Here is a 19,425-nt window from a genome sequence, read left to right as displayed (position 1 = left end):
TGGGGTGCCTGCTCGCCCCGCGCCGGGTGCCTCCTCGCCGCGCCTGCAACAGAGCTGGACGCTCCGTACGCGCGTGGCGCCCACTCGCCCCGCCCGTGCTCCCTACTCGCCGCTGTGACCTGGCCCGATCGCCGCTCTGACGGGGACACACAAAGGGGCGGAGTAGGCTGATTCGAACCATTCCTGCAGAGAGAAACTTCGGGCAGTGACCGCCGCGGCGGGGTGGCGCCAGGACCACCCGCAGGGCAAGGCGTCGGCGGTCTGCGGGAGTGCCGGGGGCGCCGTCCGCTCAGTGAGCCTTCGAGGCCCCCGTCGGCCGTTCCCCCGTTCGGCGGACGCTCCCCCACCCGGCCCTGTTGGAGGCGTCGTGGCAACACATCATCGGGTCCGCGCAGGCGCCCTCCTGTGCGGTCTCGGCCTGGCGATGCTCGGTCTCGGTGCGTGCCAGGAAGCGGGGCCCACCCGGCGGGTCGAGCCCTCCCGTGCCGGGTCCGCCGCGGAGGTGGGCGGGACGGCGGCACTGGTCAAGGCGGCGAAGAAGGAGGGCAGGCTCAACACGATCGCACTGCCGCGCCAGTGGGCCAACTACGGCGGGCTGATCGACGGCTTCGAGAAGAAGTACGGCATCAAGGTCGTCGTCGACAACCCGAGCGGCCACAGCGGTCAGGAGATCAATGCCCTCAAGCGCTACCGAGGCCAACAGCGCGCCCCCGACGTGATCGACGTCGGGGACACCTTCGCCCAGTCCGCGGCGCGGCAGAACCTGCTGGCCCCCTACCGGGTCGCGCAGTTCGACGAGATCCCGCCGGAGCAGAAGGACGCCGAGGCCCGCTGGTACAACAACTACGGCGGCTATGTCTCCATCGGCTGCGATGCCGCCCGCGTCCGGACCTGCCCCGAGTCCTTCGCGGATCTGCTCCGGCCGGAGCACCAGGGCCTGGTCTCGATGTACGGCGAGCCCACGGACGCGGGGGCGGCCTTCGCTGCCGTGTACGCGGCGGCACTCGCCAACGGGGGGTCGTTCGACAACATCCGGCCGGGCATCGACTTCTTCGCCCGGCTCGACAGGAGCGGCAACTACAACCGGGCCGCCCCCGGCCCGGCCGCGATCGCCAAGGGCAGGACACCGATCAGCATCGAGTGGGACTACCTCAACCTGCAGCACATCGACCAGCTCCGCGGTACGGGCGTGAAGTGGAAGGTCTCCATTCCGTTCGACGGCAGCTTCTCGCAGTACTACGCGCAGGCCATCAACAAGGACGCCCCGCACCCGGCCGCGGCGCGACTGTGGGAGGAGTACGTCTTCAGTCCGGAAGGCCAGAACCTCCGCCTCGTGGACTACGCGCGCCCGGTGCTGATGGCCGTCATGGCGAAGAACGGCACCCTGAACAAGGCCCTGGCCGCACGGCTGCCGACCGTCGAGGGCACACCCCAGTTCCCGACGGAGGCCCAGCTGAACAAGGCTCTGCGCACGGTCCGTGAGAACTGGACCAAGTCCGTCGGCAACTGATCCCCCATCGCCGGCCTGGCCGCTGCCGGTGAACCGCGGCTGCGGTTGCGGTGGCGGCTCCACCTGCTACCCCATCGCAACCGGACCGGCTCCGCCCCGGCCGCACTCATCGGCGGCCACACTCATCGGCGCGGGAGGCCCGGCTCGCGAGGCGGCGCGCGCCGTCGGGCAGCTGCTTGGCGGATGAAGCGCATTCGTCGAAACTATGGAGAAACGTCCTTGACGTGCTGCCAGGAGGTCGACGTGCCAGCCATGCCCCCTCAGTCCGCCCAGCCGGAGCGCGCACCCGTAGCGCTCACCGAGGCTGACGAGCAGCATGCCGTCCTGACGTTCTCCGGCATCCTGGATGCACAGACTCTGCCCGAGCTGGAGGAGCTTCTCAATGACCGGCGCCTGCGGCAGACAGACACCTGGGTATGGAACATGAGCGGCCTTGATCGGATCGGCCTCGCATGCGCCTACGCCCTGCTCCGCGCCGTCACACATGCGCCGGAAACCGTCGCCGTCACCGTCCGCGGAGCCCGCCGCGCCGTTCAGCGCACCCTGCGGCATGCCGGTCTCGACACCGTCGTGACCCTCGAGGATTAGCCGAGTCGGCACGCGGCGGGTGCTGCGGTCAGGCGGCGGCAGAGCTGCGCAACCGCGCCGCCAAGGTGGCGGCCCGCCGCAGGTAGTCGGTGCCGTATTCGCCGATGTCGTACGTGACGATCCAGCCGTGGTGAGCCACCCCCTGCGGGGCTCCGGCCTTCGGCCTCATTCGGGCGAGACCTTCGTCCCTTCCCACAGCAACCGCCTGAGCACCGCCTCGACCGTGCGCGTACGGGGGTCGACGTCGGCCACGATCCCGTTGCCGGCGTAGCAGGGGTAGCCCGAGGCGCCCGTCTCGCCTGTCGCCTCGACGAGCGCCGATCGGACGGCTGAGTCCTCCGCGGAGGCACCGCCTCTGTTCTCGACATGTTCGGGAATCAACAAGATCTTGAAGCGCTGCGGCTCTGTAGTCACGTTCCCCTATTTACCTGCCTGTGCCCCCAGCCGTGAGACAGGCGCGCGGCATGGCGACAGCGACGATCGGTGCCGTGCTAACCGATGTCCGGCACGGACCGAACCTCGATCCGGTCCCCCGTCCGCTCCATTTCCAGGACGACGAGCTCGTTCCGCCCCCGCCGCCACAGATGGCTGGGCGCGTACAGGGTGACCTGCGGCCCGAGGGACCAGTACCGGCCGAGCGCGAACCCGTTGAGCCACACCATGCCCTTGTCCCAGCCCGGGAAGGCGAGGAAGCCGTCCGCGGGGGTGTCGACATGGACCCGGGCCCGGTGGAACGCGGGGCCGGCCGGCGTGTCCGTGCTGCCGAACTGCAGAGCCGAGAGGTTGTCGAGCGGCAGCCGGCGGATCTCCCAGTCGGTCAGTTCCTCGTCGTCGAGGAGGACCTTGCCGCTGATTCCCTTGGGGTCGTTGAGTCCCTGGCCGAAGTTGACCCGCCCGGTGGGATCGACCAGGAGGTCCAGCGTGCTGGTGGCGCCGGCCACGGCGAAGCCGAGGGTGTGGTCCGGCTGATTACGGTCGAAGGTGCCGATGCGCTTGCCGTCGCCGAACACCAGCGCACGGTCGCCCAGGCCTGTGACCCTCAAGCCCTTGGTCCCCTGCGGCCCCCGCACCCGGGTGCGGTAGTGGATCAGCCCGTCCGGCTGGCCGAGCGCCTCCATGTGAACGGGAGTGGCATGCCGTAGCGGAGTGCCCAGCACGTCGAGCGCGTCCATCAGCGGCACCGACTCGCGGACGGCCACGTTCTGGGACGGCATGCGGCGGGGCGTGGCCGGCAGGGGCGTGGCCGGCACGGTGGCGTACTTGGCCAGCACCTCACGCACCTTGTGGAACTTCTCGGTGAGTTCACCGGACTCGCTGATCGGGGAGTCGTAGTCGTAGCTGGTGATGGTGGGCTGGTAGGCGCTGCCGGTCAGATTGGCGCCCGCCGACCAGCCGAAGTTCGTTCCGCCCACGGCCATGTAGAAGTTGATGGACGCACCCGCTTCGAGCAGCTTCTCCACGTCGGCGGCGGTCTGCGCCGGGTCGGTGGTGTGGTGCGGTTCTCCCCAGTGGTCGAACCAGCCGTCCCAGAACTCCGTGCAGAACAACGGCTTGTCCGGCTGGAATTTTCGCAGCTCCGCGAAGGGCCCGGTGGGGTCCCCGGCAAAGTTGACGGTGGACAGAAGATCGGGAAGGCTGCCGGCCTTCAACGCCTCCTGAGTGGCCCCGTTGGAGCAGAACAGCAGACTGTCCACGCCCTGGGCCCGCATGGTGTCCCGCAGATGCTCCAGGTGGGCATGGTCGTCGCCGTAGCTGCCGTATTCGTTCTCGACCTGCATGGCGATGACGGGCCCGCCGCGGGTGGCCTGCAGGTCCACGAGCCGGGGCAGCAGTTCGGCGAACCAGGCGTCGACCGCCCGCTCGTAGGCGGGGTCGGAGCGGCGCAGCGGCGCGTCCTTGTCCTTGAGGAGCCAGGCCGGCAAGCCGCCGAAGTCCCATTCCGCACAGATGTACGGTCCCGGTCGCACGATCACCTTGAGCCCGGCCTCGTCCGCGGTCCGTACGAAGGCGGCGACATCGCGCCAACCGCTGAAGTCGGCCTTCCCCTCGTACGGTTGGTGGAAGTTCCAGGCGACGTAGGTCTCCACCGTGTTCAGGCCCATGGCCCGCATCCGCAGCAACCGGTCGCGCCAGTCCTTGGGATGCGTACGAAAGTAGTGGAAGGCACCCGAGAGGATCCGGAACGGCTTGCCGTCCAGCAGGAATTCGTTCCCGCGGATGGTCAGCCCCCGCGGACTGTCGGCCTGGGCAAGGGTCGTACGGCCGCCGCCGAGGGCGACACCCACGGACGCGCCCCCGACCACGGCCGCGCTCAGAAATCTACGTCGGCTGAACTGCGTCATATCTGCTCTCCTCGACTCGATGCGACCGATCGACCGACCGACCGCCATGCAAGGTTTGAACATGTTCAGTGATGCGCGCTTCTGTGCATTGAGAGTGTTATGTAGAACAGAAACGAGCACAAGGGTTCGTGACGGAGCATGGTGATCCCGGCGGCGGTGGCATGGACGGCGGTTGCCCGCAGTGACCGGGGAACGGGAACATGCGGGCCTGACACCGTCCCTGCCCGTGAGTCCTCGGCCGTTGAACGAGCATGAAGGGGCTGTGCTCCCGCACATCCCCTCGGCAGAGTGCGCAGGGGAACGCGAGCAGAGCATCTGCAGATCGCCCGCGCCCCATTCCCTCGACAGAGCGCGAACCGGGCTGGCAGGCTGCGTGCATGACCTACGGAATCGAGTTCCACCCCGCCCGGTGAGCGCCCAGGAAGAGCGCGACGCGCTCACCCTCCCGCCCGCACTGTACGACTACGCTCTGCATTTGCTGCATGAGTCCCCCGACGGGATCCCGCCGCGGCGTGGTTTCTCCCTCCCTCAACAGCCCGAACCGGGCGTGACTCCACAGTCCGCACCGGATGAGAGCCCGCTGTCCCTGGAAGAGTCGCAGGGCGCCATCCGGGACGCGCTGAACCCGCTACCGGCCAACTCGGCCGCCCTGCACCGCCGCTTCGCGCAGCTGGGTATCCGGGACTCCCCCATGCACCTGATGCTGATCCAGTCCGCCGTCGCCGGACTGCCGTTGCCGGCGGGGCAGTGTGACGCGGCCCGGTCCCTGGCCCGGCAGCTCACGCGGACCGGCACCACCGCGCCCGCTGTCACCGCAGGCCTTGCCCTGCTCATCCGCCTCGGCACGTCCGAGGACATCCCGCATCTCTCCGTTCTCGGCCTGCTCCGGAAGTTCACCCGCCCGGCCGTCGATGCCCTCGACGCCCTGGACCCGCAGAGCGCAGCCGTCGTCTGGCTCTCCGTCTCCGCGCGCCGTGATGAGCTGCGGCCACTCGTCCTTGCCCTGCGGAAGGGCGAACAGAGTGCCATCCGTGCGGAGTTGGCCGCGTCCCCCGCTGCCCCCCGACTCCTCAGCACCACGGTCGCCCGCCGGATCACAGAGGCAGCCCGGCTGCCCGACTTGCTCGGCCAACACCCCTCCGACATGGCCCTGCTCGCCCGGGCGGGCAGGCTCCTGGTCCGGATGGGGTGCTCGCGCGACGCCCCGAGCGACCTTCTCACCTACCGCGACGCGCTCCCCGTGTACGAGAGCATCGTGACGCGAGCCGGGCTCCTGCCGCCCACCCTCGACAACCACGCCACCCTCCTCTCGCTCGCCCAGGACCTGAGCAGCGGTCCCGGCGTGCTGCTGGACTGGCCTCCCGGACGGCGTGTGACGCTGTTGAAATCGCTGGGATGGCTGCTGGCCGACCCCCGATGGGCCTCACTGCCTGAGACCGCAGCAGGCGAGGCGGACCAGCGGCTGCGGGCCGGGTGGATCCGGCGCACCGGTCGGCACCCCTTCAGGCGCCCGGCGACCCCCGGCAGGCTGCGCGTGGAGGTGGTGGCGGGCGATCCCGTGGACCGGGAACCCGTCGAGACCCGCATCCTCCTCGACGGGCGTCCCGTGGTCCCGGCGTTCTTCGACCGCGGTCCCGCCCACAGCCCCGAATACCTGCTGGACGAAGGCCGGCTCCGGGCCGGCCCGGAGCCCAGCGAGGTACAGCTCGCTGAGGCGTCCTGCACCGAGGGGTGCTGCGGCGCGCTCCACGTCACCATCCGGCGCGACGGGGACCAGGTGGTGTGGGAGAACTGGCAGCGGCCGTCCACCATGCCGGGTTCCCAGGCGCCGGCACCCGTACTTCCTGCCTACCGGTTCGACGCCGCGGCCTACGACGCGGAGATCGCCCGCGCCGAGACCGACCACTCCTGGTCCTGGCCGGCCCGCACCACGGCCCGACTGATCAAGGCCGGACTGAGGGAACGGCCGGACCTCCTGAGCCGGTGGGACGCGAAACGGGGCTGGATCAGCAGCGACTTCGACGACCCGGACACCACTGTGGTGACCTTCCTGTACGCGCCGGGAATCGGCTCCGGGAAACCGGACGGTATTTCCCTCCAGTTCCTTTGGGCTGTGCCGGACGACGGCACCCCACCTGAGGCACAGGCAGCGGCCGCCCTGAACCGGCTGGCCGAGGAGGACCCGAAAACCTACGGCCAGGTGTGCGGCGGCACCCGCGAGCGCGCCGAAGAACTCGGCTTCTCCTGGCCCGAAAGGGACTGAGCCCCCAACCCCAACCCGATCCCGTCGCCCTTGACCGCGTCGGAGGGCCCGTTTCGCACGCGGCATGCTCGTCGGACCGTTCGACGAGCATGCCGCCCGGTCTGCCGCCGACGGCACCGGTCAGCCGTGCCCGTCGCCCCGCTCGGCGACGAGGGCGCGAAATGACTCCGGTTCGCCGATGACCTCTTCCCTGCGGTCCCGCTGCCGGTACAGGTCGTCATAGCGGGCACCGATGACATCAGGGTCCGTCACACTGTCGCCGGGAACGACGCTGGAGGCGATCGTCACCCTTGCCACCTCGATTCCCTGGGGGCACCCGTACCGTGCACCCCAGTGTTCCCCCGCGCGTCGACTACACGCTCGCCTCACTGGGGGGGGGTGGCACCTCGGATGCTGCATGATCGACACGTGCTGATCGAACTGGTGAAGGTCACGAGGTTTCCCGGAACCGCTTGGCTGGCCGATATCCGGACCTCGTTCGGTCACACCGCAGTCCGCTGGTGCGGGGACCGAGCCGCAGAGCCTGGCGAGTACCACGTCGAGTGGACGATCGACGAGGACATCGTTTGGGGGCAGAACGCCAAGCCGGCTGCCGGCAGCGGTCCCGGGATCCGGATTGGCGGGCACTGCGTTGTGCTCCGGGGCCGGCTGAGCCTCGCAGAGGACGGTGCCGCCCTGCTGGACCTGGACGGCACCACTATCCTGCTGGGCCTTGCTGACCCGCTGCCCGAAAACGTCGCCGGCACGTGGGGCGAGCTCTTCATCGAGCGCGAGAAGATCGCTCTCTACCCCTACGAACTCTGACCAGCAGTGGGGACGGGGTGCTCCACCCAACTGCCCACATGCTCGGTGATTTCCGCGAGCTCGAAGGCACGATCGCTGCAGCCTGAGTCCTCGAAGTCGACGATCTGGACCCGGACTCCGTCCCACAGGTAATTCGCGAGATTGCCGTCGCCCGGACCGAAGACCGGGATGGCCAGACGCCGCCGCTGAAGGTCAACGAAGCCACTCGCCGTCAGCCATCGGACGGGGCATCGGTGATCTCGTCCAGAAGGTGAGGCCCATTGTTTCGTACGTCGTTGACCGCGGTGGAGACGGCGCGGGCGGCCAGGTGTCCCGCTGCGGGAGCCGTGAGCAGGGCGCGGAGCTCGCCGGGGTCCTGGTGGGCGGGGTCGAGCCAGGAGCTCCAGTCGTCGGGGGCGATGGCCAGCGGCATACGGGGGTGGACACGTCCCGCGGCGTCGGTGGCCTCGGTGGTGATGATCGTGCAGGTGGTCCACCACGCGCCCGGAACATCGCCATCGGAGGCATCGGAGACGTCGGGGGCGCGCCAGAACTCGTACAGACCGGCGAATGCCATGGCCCGGCCGTCCTCGGAGCTGATGAAGTACGGCTGCTTGCGGGCCTTGGCTGTCTCGGTCGCCGCGACGGCCTGCCATTCGTAGAAGCCGTCCGCCGGCAGCAGGCACCTGCGCTTGGCGAAGGCTCGGCGGTAGGCGGGCTTCTCCGCGACCGTCTCCACCCGGGCATTGATCATCTTCGCACCGACGCTCAGACTCTTCGCCCACGACGGCACCAGCCCCCAGCGCAGCGGCCGCAGTTGCCGGGTGACCTCGCCGGTGTCGTGCTCGACGCGTTCCAGCACCGACCACACATCGTCGGTCGGGGCCACATTCCAGCTCGGGCCGAGCACCTGGCCGGGATCCCAGCGCGTCACATCGAACTGGTCGACCAGATCCTGCGGACGGCGGGTGGAGACATAGCGACCGCACATACCGTCCACCTTGCCACGCCGCTGGCCATTTGCCCGGTCACCCACGCCTTCGCCGGTCGTAGAAGGGCTGCCCGCAAGCCGGGAGACCGGCTCGGGCGGATGGTGGCGGCTTGCGTGGTGGGTCGCCTCAGCCTCGTGGGCCCCTACGGGCCCCTACTGGCCGCGCGGTGAGCGGACGGGCGCGGTGTGCAGAGGCAGATACGAGGCGCGGAGAGCTGCTGCCGCTATTGGATGTTCAGCAGATGGGGGTGTGTCGGGTCGATGGGGCAGATGAAGATCCGCAGTGCACCCCATCGGCCGGGAGTCAATCCGGTTGGCTCGCACGCGCCCACGTGGTTGGCCTCGGAATCCTCGATGGGGCGCCAGCTCTTCGAGCCACCGTCCCATTCGCTGCTGTCGAAGCTGAGCAGGAGGTCCATCGGCGCTCCGCACCGGCAGTTGACGGACGCCGGATCGGTCAGATGCCAGGACGCCCAGCCGCCGGCCTTGCAACCGGGGGCGATGGACAGGTCGTACTGGTAATGGAAATCAGTCTCTTCCAGCCACCGCTCGTCCTGCGCATCAAGCCGTTCGCAGAGCGCGGCGGGCAGCAGATCCGCATACTGGTACTCGGTCACCTGCTCAGGGTGCAGCACGCACGGGCCTCGGACTCATACCAGTGGGTGGTGTAGCGGATGAGGTCGACGCCCGCGCCCCTGCGGCTTATTGCCTTGTCGAGCAGAGCAAGCTCCTCCGGGCTGCGCCGGCCCCCGCTCCCCGCCCCCTGCTGTGACTCCCGTTCGGCCTGAGCCTGCTGCAATGCGGTGACGAGCGCAGGGGCTATCGGCTCACTGCGCTGCACCATACGGGGTGCGGTACACGTGGGCCAGGGCTCATCGGCGGGCCAGAGCAGCGGACCGCCGATCGAGCTGTCGGCCGCGTCGGGAGCGCCGGGCCTCGGATGCAGTCGCGTCGTCTCCCTGGCGTGGGCTGCCAGTTCGGGCAGTACTGCGGTGACGTCGATGGGCCGTGGTGGTGTCGTACGGGGCAATGTGCTGCTCTCCCAAGGCTGCTGTGTGGTGGGGCTGACTGTCTGCGCGCCCCCATCGTTGCTGTCTGCTCGCCCTCATCGCTCACTCCAAGCCTGCCCGCCGACTGACTGCCGCAGCCGTCTGGTGGCGACACCGGCCGGGTTCACGGCCGAGGACAAGGCCAAAGCGCTCGGCTTCGCCGACTCGCTACCGGTCCAGTGGACCAGTGGATGGGCGCCAGCCGGAACCCCGCACAACCGCCACAGGCAAGGCCCACCCTAAAGGCGCGATTCACCGGGAACGAGGAAGTCCCCGTCACCCGACAGGTGGGCCGGAGCCCCGGTCTTCATGACCGTTCTAGGATCAAAGTTCGATCACTGTCCCTGGGGGTGCGGATGACTTTCGAGATCGACCTGCCGCTCGACGAAGACGCCGATGCAGCGCGGCTCGCCGCCGAACTCACCGAACTCGGCAACGAACGCTTCCTGCAGGCCGTGCTCCGTGACCAGGCACACTTCCACCACCGCAGTACCGGCCGCCTCGTCGGCCGGCCCACTGGTGCCCCGGAGAGCCCCGAGCCCGCGTCCAGCCTCCTGCTGCGCGCCATCCACCTCTGTTTCACAGCCCACCTTCCGCTGAGCCTGTCGCCCGATCTGCTCTGGTACGCCGTCGTGCACGAGGTGGCCGTGCACGTCCGGCTGAACTCCAGCACGTACGAAGGACTCTTCACTGACACGCCCGGGCACCAGCAGACCCTCACCGTCCGCGACGACTTGGCCCCATGGGACTGGGAACGCTCGATCAACCTGATGCAACAGCCCCTGCGCGGCCGGATCGGCGATGAGGTGGCCGACCTGTTCCAGCCCGCCTTCTCCACCACCTCCCCCACCGATGCCACGGCCACACTGGTGGCGCTGATGGACGTGGTCAGCCCGTACTACCGCTTTCGGTGGGTCACGCTCTGCGGCATTCCGCGGATCCGGTTGGAGGGCACGGACCGGGACTGGCGCCTGCTTGCGGCACGGGTGCGGGAGCTTGAGGGGTGGTTCGAGGGCTTGCGGCCGTGGTTCACCGCCCTGCACCCGGTACTGGACGCGATCTGGGCGACAGCCTCGGGGTGGGGTGTCGACCACCCCTTCTGGCGCTCGCTCTACAAGTGGGAGTCGGATTCCGGCGGCGACCGGGTCACGGGGTGGATCACCGCCTTCTTCGCCCACCGGTACACCGAGGACGGGCCGTGTCCCAGGCAGTCGTTCGGTGCGGGCACCACCCCCGATGAGGAGTTCCCCTCCCACGTCTCCCGCGTCCCGTTTCGCTGGGAGACCCCTGCCGGAACCCTCGATATGGCTTTCCTCGGAGGCGTACTCGGCATCGCCCGCGACGGTGAGTGGATCCGGCCCCAGCTCGGCCATGCCGTGGTCGAACTCCCCCCACCACCGAGCACCGCGATGAGCAACCGCGATGAGCCTCTGCCCGAGTCCTAGAGGTACTGCCCTGTGGCCTTGGCCGGTGTGCAGCTCCTCACCGGCTGCCCACAAGCCAACCTGCTCACCGCCCTCGGCACCGTCACCCACAAACGGCCCCCTCCAGACCGGCTGATCACTTGATAGCCGTAGCAGCGCCCGTTCGGCCGACGACGTCGACCAACGGGCCTTCCGCTCGCAGGAATCACCGCCTGCAACACCGTTCGAGGCAGGCTTGGACGCAGGTGTAGGCGTGGGCGCAGGCGTAGGCCCAGGCGCATAGGCAGAGGCAGTGGGCGCAGGCTGCTGGGGACGGCGAACTACGCCTGATGTGCGGTGCGTTGTTGGCTCGATGATGTTTGAGTAGGCCGGCCCTGGATCGCGACCTCTCCCCCCATCACCCGATGTCGCGGGTGGCCGTTCCCCGTCCCTGCAGGTTCCAGGTGATGACCCGTCGAGGGTGGACGCGGATGATGTCCTTGCTGAAGTAGTCGGGTGCCACGGGTGGCAGGTCGACGGTGAGCACCTCGGCCCGCCCCCTGATCTCAATGCCGCGCCCCCACCCGCCCGCGACCGGATCGTCGGCCGGGGCCAAGTCGTCCACCAGCACGGAGACATCGGGGCGCGCCTGCGCGTTGCGGTATTTCCGGCTGCGGGCCATGGCCGGTCCGCCAATGTCGACGGTTCCGTCGTCGTTGAGCCGGAAGCCCACCGGACGGACCTGCGGACCGCCGTCGGGACCGGTGGTGGCCAGGCGGGCCAGCGGCTGGGCGGTGAGGTATTCGTGCTCTGTCTCGGTGAAGATCATGCGGCCGACCCTAGAAGCTCAAGGGCGATTGAGGTCAAGGCCGCCGAGATCGAGGCCGGTTCTCCTGCAGGGGTGGTGTCGTGGTTCGGAGCACGGAAGACCCGCTATGAGCGGCACCGAAACCGGCACCGGCTGTGACCGGCGGACGGCACCTGGGGGCGCACCTGGGGGCGTTTGCTGCAACAGGTACCGGCCGCACCGCGTCGCATGCGGCGGGCGGAATCGACTACGAGATCGCGGTGGATTCCGCCTCATGCGCGCGCACCGGATCGGTGGCAGACGGAGCGCTCGGACACCGGCACGGCTACGGGGTGTGGCCTTCCAGCTCCTCCGCGAGAGACGTCTGCACATATTCCATGGCGCGCTGGTACGACGGTTCGGCGAACCGTGTGGCCATCTCTTCGGCGGAGACCTCCTCCAGGCGCTGAAAGACCCACCACAGGTGGCCTTGGGGGTCGCGGATGCGTGCGGCTATTTGCCCGAAGGCCAGCTCGGTCGGCCGCGTCACCAGACGGGCCCCGCAGGCGAGGGCCTTATCGACGGTGTTCCCGGCGTCCTCGACGTAGACCCTCAGGTGCGCGGGGAGGTGCGGCCAACCGGGCTGCTGGTCAAACATCAGCACCACCGCACCCGCCACGTCCACCTCGGCGTGGCCCACGGACCCGTCCTCGTTGAAAATGCGGGAACCCCGTTCCGTGGCCCCGAACACCTGGCTCAGGAACTCGATTTCCGCACCGGTGTCCTGCGATATCACCCAAGGATCGATCCGCGAGTAGCCGTCGGGAACAGGTGTCAGTTCATCCTTGATCGTCATATGCCGACCCTGCCACAGATAACACCGTCTTCGGCGGGAAAACTTCATAACAACGGTGGCCGTACGGTCGATTCTTCCGTTCCCGCAACAGGGCGCCACAGCAAGGGCGTTGGCATGCGCTCGGATCGGGCTCCGACGGTGTGTGAACGAAGAGCCGGCGCCGCCAAGCCCGCTCCGCAGACCTCGCCGCTCCGCAGACCTCAGCGGGAGCAAGCGCGCGTACGGTGTCGTGCGTCCCCCGTTCGATCTGGTCGGCCCAGCGGCCGAAGCCGGACACAATGACCGCCCTGCTGCGCGTGCGCCAGGTGGTCCTGGTTGACGACGGCGAGCGGCATGCGGTCGGTCTTGCCGCACGGATCCCAGTTCGCCCAGAGGTACCCGGCGCCGGACAGCAGCGGCACCAGGCAGAGCAGGACGGGGACCAGTCGGCAGCAATCGGGCCGCGGAAGCGCCGTAGTTCCAGGAGCGCCGGTCTGACGGCCTTCCTATGTCGGCGTCCTCTCGGACAGCGGCCGTCCCGGCCGGGAGGCGGTCCCGGCCGGTCCGGTACGGTCAACCAACCCCTGCAGCAAAGAAGTTGTGACGCTCTTCACGTGGTGTCGTCGCTAGCACCGGGGATCCGAGAGGGGCGAGGCGGATCCAGCTCGCAAGGCGCCCTGCGGAAGCGGCGTTTCGGCGCAGACGCCGAGAGGGTGCGGTGATGGCCGGAAGGTGCAGGGCGCCTGCGATCCGCAAGAATCCACCGGCAGTTGGCAGGTCCCGCTGGCACGCTCAATTCTCGCTCAGTTCGCTGCGCTGTCCCCCTGCGTTCCGTACGTTGGAAGTACCGCATGCTCGGAGTACCGGATGCTCCGAGTGTCGAATGCTCGAAGTGCCGGATGCTACGAACGGAGACCGATGAAGACCCCACTCAGCCGTCTGGCCTCACGCGCCGCTTCATTCCTGCTGCACGGACGGCGGCCCCGGCTCGACCACTCCGAAGCCCACCGAGCTGCCCGGCCCCACCGTGACGCAGGACTGATCGACCACTACCGCCCCTCTTCTCCCGGAGCGGTGCAAGGACCCATGTGACCACACGCCTCGCAGGAGGCTCCGCATTCCTGGATACCTGCGGCCGCTCTCCTCCGCACCCCGGGGGCCGGTCGACGGGGCGCCGCGGGCGAGTAGGACCTCTTCATGATATTTCGGTAGCGACTGAGCAGTACCGACGATGCAGAGGTGCACGGGTGAGAGCGGTTCGGAAGTCCGGGGGCGGCGGCATTCTGAGAATCCGCCCGACACCGCGGTGGGTCGTTCCCCTGTTCACGACCCTGGGGGTAGCGCTGGTCCCATGGACCCTGTATCTGGCGTTCACGTTGCCCCGGCGAGCCACCTTGTCTTCGTACGACGCACCGTGGGTGGGATTCGACATCGGCCTGGCCGCCGTCATCCTGCTGACGGCGGTGCTCGCCCACCGGCGGCACCGGCAGGTGAACCTTGCGGCCGTGGCGGTGACGACCATGCTCGTGGTCGATGCCTGGTTCGACGTGATGACCACGCCCAGCGGGGAGGCGGGCGGCCTTCTCGTCGCATTGGCCACCGCCTGCCTCGTCGAACTTCCCCTTGCGGTTCTGTCGTTGTGGATCGCGTTGACCGCCGGCGACCTGACCGGCACCGCACAGCCGCATGGGCGCCCGCATGGCACAGAAGGCCGTGCCCACCGGGATTCCCCCTCGGACTCGCCGGACCGGACAGGTTGATGCCAACAGTTGCCAGTTGATGCCAGTTGATGCCAACAGTTGGCTGATGCCATGAGTGCGCTGCAGTGGCGCCGCCAGGTCGCGGGAGGAGCGGCGGCCAGGACCGGAGCACGCGGGCTCGCCCCTCCCCCGCCCAGGGCGACTCCGTAGTCGGCGGCCGGGGGTGGGACGGCTTCGGTTCGACGAGGCGCCCACCCCCGCACACGTCGGCATGACGTTGCCGCGATGGGCCGGTATCAGCGCCTGGGCGAGGCTTCACCCCATTAGGATGATTTCGCCCGTTAAGATGTGTTGTGTATACGCACCCATAGCTCTGTGCAGGGTGAAATTGCTTCTTGGCTCGTCGGCCACCGCACGGTGCAACGGTCCGTCGCACCGTGCAACGGTCCGTCGCACGGCGCAACCGGCCATCGCACGGCGCATCAGCACCCGGCCAGCGGGGACGAGGTTCGCTCACGCCCCGTGGGCGTTCCTGGTGGGCCGCGGGTGCGATCACGGCGTACATGCCCCCGCACCGCTCGCCGGTCGCCGTCTGCCCGGTCGCCGGGACGCCTGCAGCCATCCGGGGCGGGTGTGCTCTCGCCGGTGTGCGCACGGGCGTTCAGAGGGAGAGGACACTGCGTGAGCGTGCAACGGGTGGGCATCGTCGTCCACGAAGGGCGTCCCGCCGCCGTGGCGGCCGCCGACGTCGTCCGACGGTGGTGCGTGCGCCAGGGCGTCGGCTGCGTCGCCATCGACGTGTGGAGTCCGGACGAGCAACGGCGGGACGCGCGGGAGGAGGTCGAAGCCGCCGGTGGCCCCGACCTGATCGTCACGCTCGGAGGAGACGGCACCTTTCTCCGTGGAGCGCGCCTGGCCGCACAGAACGACGCCCTGGTCCTCGGCGTCGACCTGGGCACTCTCGGCTTCCTGACCGAGGTCCCCGCCGAGGACGTCGCATGCGCGCTGGACACCATCCACCGCGGTCAGGTGGATGTCGAGACCCGCCTGATGCTGACGATGCGGGCGTCCCGGCCGCTGGGACTCCCCGAGGGGATGGAAGCCCTCCTGCGCTACGGCCGGGGGCCCGCGCTCCCTCCGCCGCTGGTACGCACCGACTGCGCCGTCGCCCTCGACTGGGGTGTCGCGCTCAACCTGACGGCCCTCAACGACATCGTCCTGGAAAAACTCGCCCGCGACCGGCAGGTTTCCCTCGGTGTGTACCTCTCGGGCCGACTGCTCGCCTCGTACTCCGCCGACGCCGTCCTGGTCGCCACACCCACCGGATCCACCGCTTACAGCTTCGCCGCCGGCGGCCCTGTCATCTCCCCGGCAGCCGATGCCATCGTCTTCACCCCCGTCGCCCCGCACATGACCTTCAACCGCTCGGTGGTCGCCGCCCCCGACGAGGCCGTTGCCCTGCGGGTCCTGGGACACTCCGGCCGCGCGGCGGTGAGCGTCGACGGCCAGTTGCGAGGCGTTCTCGATCCGGGGGACTGGATCGGCGTCTACGCGGCGCCGCAGCGTCTGCGCGTCGTGCGACTGGGACCGACCGACTTCTACGGCCGGCTGCGGGAGCGCATGCGCCTGACCGACGCCCCCGCGGCAGAGGACACCGACGTCACCCCCTTGTGGCCCCACACCAGCCCGCCCCCCGCGGATCTCGCACACCTCCGCCTTCCGCCCCTCCCCCTGGACGTCGACTGATCTGAGCCCGGGCCATCCGCCCTTACGTCGCCGCCGTGCGGGCCGCGGAGAGCAGAGGTGAGGTGAGGTGGGATGAGGTGAGGTGAGGCAATGGCGCCGGCCTCGGTCACCTGCGTCAGGGGTGCACAGGCGGATGAGATCCGTAAGCGCGCAGTCCGTGAGTGCCGCTTCCGCGATCCGGTGGCTACGGCTCCGTTAATCCGCCCCCGCCTCCGCCCCCGTCCCCGTCCCCGCCGGAGACATGTTGCGCCGAACGGGCCGCGATGTCCTGCAGCGCCGTCAGATGGGCCTGCAGTGTGAGGTGTCCGTCGTGGCTCAAGTTCAGCCAGGTACGGGGGGTCTTGCCGACGTAGCCCTTCTTCACCTCGACGAGTCCTCGTTTGCCCAGCGTGCTGATCTGTTTGGACAGCGCTGAATCCGACAGGTTCAGGGAGTCGCGGACGAACTTGAACTCGGCCCATCGGGTGGCCGCCAGCAGTGCGGTGATCGACAGGCGGGTGGGGTCCAGCAACAACGGGTCGATTTCAGGAGCGGTCATGGGCGTACCCGAGTTGGCCGAGGCTCTTGAGGCGCTCGGACTGACGGTTGGACTGGAGCATCGTCGCCAGCCCGAGAGCGAGCCCCATGACCAGGAACAGATTCGTGCCCCAGGCAATCGAGAACCAACGGGGCTGACGTTGTGCCTCTATCGCTTGGTCACGTCGCCGCTGGACGTCTTCCAGGGCGCGGGCTGCGTGTTCGGCATCGGGCTCAAGGGACACGGGCCACCTCCGGGGGCGCGGTCATAGGGCAGCAAAGCACTTTCCCGAACGGAAAACCACTATCCGCTTTCCACTCAGGCAAGTGCTTGCCCCGACTGGAAGTGCGGGCGCCGAGGAGGGCGCCGGGAGAGCCGAGTCCACCGCGCGGGTGGCCCTTACACGCTCCCGCACCAATGCCGCCGAGAGCCCACACCTGCCACGCCCCTGGATGACTCTGTGCACCGAGGGGTTCGTGTGGCGATGAGAGCAAAGAGAGCAGGACCATCCGGTCTGCCCCTTTTCAGTGGACAGGGAGTGTGTGGAACACGTAAGTTCCGCCTGCCGCTTGGACCGTTTCGGGGAGAGACGTCCGACTGCGTGCGCAAACACACTGTTCTCGTACCCGTGGGGGGTTTCGCATGTCTCACATGCCCGTCGCACCGCTGCCGCCGCCTTCCGGCTGGCCCGCTCCACCCGGCCCGCAGGCCGTTCTCCGCTCGCCTGTCGCACTCTCGAAGGCCGTAATGATCCTGCTCGGCCTCGTCATCGGCGCGGATCTGTTCGCGCTGTGGCAGGGCAACCATTCGTACCAGCTGGCCGGCAGACTCATCGGCAACTTCGGCTCGGTGACCTCGCAGGAGATCGACCAGGCGGACGCGCTGTACGGGGCATCCGGGAAGGTGCAGCTCGCGACCACCATCGCGACCGCCGTGGTCTTTGTCGTCTGGTTCCATCGCACCCGCGTCAACGCCGAGGTCTTTGCCCCGGAGTACCACGCGAGGAAGCGCGGCTGGGCAATATGGGGCTGGATCGTGCCGGTGGTCAATCTGTGGTTTCCGCGGCAGATAGCCACCGACATCTGGAACGCCAGTGCCGACGACACGTCCCGGTCCAGGGCGCTGCTCAACTGGTGGTGGGGCCTGTGGATCGTGAACCTGATCTTCGGGCGCCTGGCCGGCCGGCGGTACTCGGGGGCCGGGGGGCCGGAAGAGATCAGGGGGGCGATCGCCGGGCTCATGGCGAGCGACGTTTTCAACATCATGGCCGCCGTCCTTGCCATTTTCTTCGTACGCCGCCTCACCCGCATGCAGCATGAGAAGGCGCTGCGAGGGCCTGCACTCTGACAGCAGCGGGCCTTCGGGGGCCCACGGAGCCGACTCCGGCCGGGGTGGGACCGACTCCGGCCGGGGGGGGCGGGACCGACTCCGGCCGAGGTCAGGCCCGGCTCAAGCCCGGCTCAGGCCCGGGCTCCAACCGGTATCAGGCCCGACCACTACGGTCGCAGAGGCACCGCGGCACAGCGGCACACGGTCACAGAGGCCGGCCACGGTCACAGAGGCCGGGCGAGGAGATCCTGTTCCGGCACGGGCCGGTGCAGTGCGAGGAGGGCCTGGTCGTCCTGGGGTGCGCCGCCGCTGTGGCGGCTGACGTCACGGGCGAGGAAGTCGAGGACCGTCGAGGGTTCCGGGAAATGGCCGGTCTGGCGCCGGTAGGACTGCATCATGTGGGGGACCCGCTCGGCGGGGTCGTAGAAAGCGCCGGCCGGGTCGCGGGCCTCGGTGACGCCGTCGGTGAAGCACAACAGCATCGCCCCAGGCGGGAAGGGGTGCGTCTCCACGGGTGAGGTCCAGTCCCCCAGGGCGGAGATGCCCAGGGGTGGCGCTTCCTCCTTCGGTTCCAGTAGGTGCGCTCGGCCGTCCGCGTGCAGCAGCAGAGGAGCGGGGTGGCCACGGTTGACGATGTGGACCTGGGCCAGATCGGTGGCGAACTGAACGATCAGGGCGGTGGTGAACCCCTCCGTGGCATCCAGGCCCTCCCGGCGCTGGCTTTCGCGCAACAAGGCCTCCTCCATGCGGTCCACCAGGGCAGGCAGGTCGGGCTCGTGGTCGGCGGCGTAGCGGAAGACACCGATATCGACGCTGACCGCCGTGACGGCGGACAGGCCCTTGCCCCTCACGTCGCCGACCATGGCGCGCACCCCGTACGGCGTCTCCTGCATCACATAGAGATCACCGCCGATCAGTGCCATGTCTTCGGCCGGTACATAGCGGGCGGCGATCCGCAGGTCCCCCAGCCTGCTCGGGGGGCTGGGCAGCACGGCTCGTTGAGCGACCTCCGCTGCGTAGCGTGCCCGGCTCGCGCTCACATGCTGGGTGCGCAGCGACCTGTTCAGGCCGACCGCCAGCACGGTGACAGCCGCCAGGGTGATCTGGACAGCCGCGTCGCCCTGCCAGTCGTAGCTTCCGCCGGCGAACGCCAGCCCCCCTTGCACCATCATCGCCGTCAGGCCGATGCCGACGATGCCCACCGGGCTGAGCAGCGAAACCGCTGTCACCGGCGCCACGGCCAGCAGGGCAGCGGACGACACCGAAGGTGGCGTCAGCAGATTTACCAACGCCGCGAGAGCGATCACCGCGGCGGGAACCAAACGGCGTACCTGTGACCACACCGGCAACACCCTCATCAGGTCATTATCAGGTCATTCTGCCCTCCCGGCGGCCTCGTGACAGCAGAGCCGTCCGCAGTGACACCGCACTGCGACCGAACGGCCTAGTGGCCCGGGCCTCGACCGACCGGTACGGCGACCGGACGGTCACCGGGCGCTCCGCACCATGTCGCAGTACGGCACGGTGGGCGACGTGGCCGTCACGGCAATGCACCGGACGATCTTCGGGTGCCGGCGAAAAC

General features: G+C 69.0%; 19 protein-coding genes. 8 read left to right on the top strand and 11 right to left on the bottom strand.

Annotated features, from left to right (window positions below; translation table 11 throughout):
- Positions 1 to 424: 424 nt before the first annotated feature.
- Complete coding sequence (locus OHS81_RS37165) at positions 425 to 1,510, top strand: ABC transporter substrate-binding protein (RefSeq protein WP_328391698.1); 1,086 nt, start codon at positions 425 to 427, stop codon at positions 1,508 to 1,510.
- A 252-nt stretch (positions 1,511 to 1,762) separates the two neighbouring features.
- Entirely contained in the window at positions 1,763 to 2,098 is a 336-nt protein-coding gene (locus OHS81_RS37160) for an STAS domain-containing protein (RefSeq protein ID WP_328391696.1), read from the top strand.
- 28 nt (positions 2,099 to 2,126) lie between these two features.
- On the opposite strand, the gene OHS81_RS37155 is transcribed toward OHS81_RS37160, so the two are convergent.
- From OHS81_RS37155 to OHS81_RS37145, 3 genes are all read right to left on the bottom strand, one after another.
- Positions 2,127 to 2,267 carry a hypothetical protein gene (locus tag OHS81_RS37155; RefSeq protein ID WP_328390766.1) on the bottom strand — a complete coding sequence of 47 codons (141 nt, stop codon included), beginning with the start codon at positions 2,265 to 2,267 and terminating at the stop codon, positions 2,127 to 2,129.
- Positions 2,264 to 2,512 carry a hypothetical protein gene (locus OHS81_RS37150; RefSeq protein ID WP_328390764.1) on the bottom strand — a complete coding sequence of 83 codons (249 nt, stop codon included), beginning with the start codon at positions 2,510 to 2,512 and terminating at the stop codon, positions 2,264 to 2,266. The genes OHS81_RS37155 and OHS81_RS37150 overlap by 4 nt, the downstream gene beginning before the upstream one ends.
- Before the next feature lie 77 nt (positions 2,513 to 2,589).
- A complete protein-coding gene (locus tag OHS81_RS37145; RefSeq protein ID WP_328390762.1) occupies positions 2,590 to 4,440 on the bottom strand; it encodes a glycoside hydrolase family 35 protein in 1,851 nt (616 codons plus the stop codon).
- Positions 4,441 to 4,849: 409 nt separating this feature from the next.
- Between OHS81_RS37145 and OHS81_RS37140 the strand changes: the two genes are divergently transcribed.
- On the top strand, positions 4,850 to 6,703 hold the full coding sequence (locus OHS81_RS37140) for a hypothetical protein (RefSeq protein WP_328390760.1): 1,854 nt from the start codon (positions 4,850 to 4,852) through the stop codon (positions 6,701 to 6,703).
- A 120-nt stretch (positions 6,704 to 6,823) separates the two neighbouring features.
- On the opposite strand, the gene OHS81_RS37135 is transcribed toward OHS81_RS37140, so the two are convergent.
- Positions 6,824 to 6,991, bottom strand: a complete 168-nt coding sequence (locus OHS81_RS37135; RefSeq protein ID WP_328390758.1) for a hypothetical protein — start codon at positions 6,989 to 6,991, stop codon at positions 6,824 to 6,826.
- A 120-nt stretch (positions 6,992 to 7,111) separates the two neighbouring features.
- On the opposite strand from OHS81_RS37135, the gene OHS81_RS37130 reads away from it, so the two are divergent.
- Entirely contained in the window at positions 7,112 to 7,507 is a 396-nt protein-coding gene (locus OHS81_RS37130) for a hypothetical protein (RefSeq protein ID WP_328390756.1), read from the top strand.
- 211 nt (positions 7,508 to 7,718) lie between these two features.
- Here OHS81_RS37130 and OHS81_RS37125 read toward each other — a convergent pair whose 3' ends face one another.
- The 3 genes from OHS81_RS37125 to OHS81_RS37115 all read right to left on the bottom strand — a co-directional run bounded on the left by OHS81_RS37125 (position 7,719) and on the right by OHS81_RS37115 (position 9,321).
- Positions 7,719 to 8,477 carry an SOS response-associated peptidase gene (locus OHS81_RS37125; protein WP_328390754.1) on the bottom strand — a complete coding sequence of 253 codons (759 nt, stop codon included), beginning with the start codon at positions 8,475 to 8,477 and terminating at the stop codon, positions 7,719 to 7,721.
- Positions 8,478 to 8,701: 224 nt separating this feature from the next.
- Positions 8,702 to 9,094, bottom strand: a complete 393-nt coding sequence (locus tag OHS81_RS37120; RefSeq protein WP_328390752.1) for a hypothetical protein — start codon at positions 9,092 to 9,094, stop codon at positions 8,702 to 8,704.
- Entirely contained in the window at positions 9,091 to 9,321 is a 231-nt protein-coding gene (locus OHS81_RS37115; protein ID WP_328391720.1) for a hypothetical protein, read from the bottom strand. Before OHS81_RS37115 ends, OHS81_RS37120 begins: the two co-directional genes overlap by 4 nt.
- 561 nt (positions 9,322 to 9,882) lie before the next feature.
- Between OHS81_RS37115 and OHS81_RS37105 the strand changes: the two genes are divergently transcribed.
- Positions 9,883 to 10,971: a DUF4419 domain-containing protein gene (locus OHS81_RS37105; RefSeq protein ID WP_328390750.1), complete on the top strand. Its 1,089-nt coding sequence runs from the start codon at positions 9,883 to 9,885 to the stop codon at positions 10,969 to 10,971.
- A gap of 376 nt (positions 10,972 to 11,347) precedes the next feature.
- Here the strand turns inward: OHS81_RS37105 and OHS81_RS37100 are convergent, their stop codons facing one another.
- Both OHS81_RS37100 and OHS81_RS37095 read right to left on the bottom strand, forming a co-directional pair.
- The gene (locus OHS81_RS37100; protein WP_328390748.1) at positions 11,348 to 11,758 is read right to left on the bottom strand and encodes a PPOX class F420-dependent oxidoreductase; all 411 of its coding nucleotides are present in this window, start codon (positions 11,756 to 11,758) and stop codon (positions 11,348 to 11,350) included.
- A gap of 304 nt (positions 11,759 to 12,062) precedes the next feature.
- Complete coding sequence (locus OHS81_RS37095) at positions 12,063 to 12,572, bottom strand: VOC family protein (protein WP_328390746.1); 510 nt, start codon at positions 12,570 to 12,572, stop codon at positions 12,063 to 12,065.
- Positions 12,573 to 13,969: 1,397 nt separating this feature from the next.
- Between OHS81_RS37095 and OHS81_RS37090 the strand changes: the two genes are divergently transcribed.
- Complete coding sequence (locus OHS81_RS37090; RefSeq protein WP_328390744.1) at positions 13,970 to 14,311, top strand: hypothetical protein; 342 nt, start codon at positions 13,970 to 13,972, stop codon at positions 14,309 to 14,311.
- Between the two features lie 621 nt (positions 14,312 to 14,932).
- Positions 14,933 to 15,997, top strand: a complete 1,065-nt coding sequence (locus OHS81_RS37085) for an NAD(+)/NADH kinase (RefSeq protein ID WP_328390742.1) — start codon at positions 14,933 to 14,935, stop codon at positions 15,995 to 15,997.
- Between the two features lie 184 nt (positions 15,998 to 16,181).
- On the opposite strand, the gene OHS81_RS37080 is transcribed toward OHS81_RS37085, so the two are convergent.
- The gene (locus OHS81_RS37080; RefSeq protein WP_328390740.1) at positions 16,182 to 16,535 is read right to left on the bottom strand and encodes a transcriptional regulator; all 354 of its coding nucleotides are present in this window, start codon (positions 16,533 to 16,535) and stop codon (positions 16,182 to 16,184) included.
- A 726-nt stretch (positions 16,536 to 17,261) separates the two neighbouring features.
- Here OHS81_RS37080 and OHS81_RS37075 point away from each other — a divergent pair.
- Positions 17,262 to 17,861, top strand: a complete 600-nt coding sequence (locus OHS81_RS37075; protein ID WP_328390738.1) for a DUF4328 domain-containing protein — start codon at positions 17,262 to 17,264, stop codon at positions 17,859 to 17,861.
- A 206-nt stretch (positions 17,862 to 18,067) separates the two neighbouring features.
- On the opposite strand, the gene OHS81_RS37070 is transcribed toward OHS81_RS37075, so the two are convergent.
- Complete coding sequence (locus OHS81_RS37070) at positions 18,068 to 19,201, bottom strand: PP2C family protein-serine/threonine phosphatase (RefSeq protein ID WP_328390736.1); 1,134 nt, start codon at positions 19,199 to 19,201, stop codon at positions 18,068 to 18,070.
- Positions 19,202 to 19,425: the final 224 nt, after the last annotated feature.

The sequence above is a fragment of the Streptomyces sp. NBC_00400 genome (assembly GCF_036048035.1).
Classification (GTDB): Bacteria; Actinomycetota; Actinomycetes; order Streptomycetales; family Streptomycetaceae; genus Streptomyces.
The sequence above is the reverse complement of the archived record's forward strand: the minus strand, read 5'-3'. Positions and strand labels throughout refer to the sequence as shown.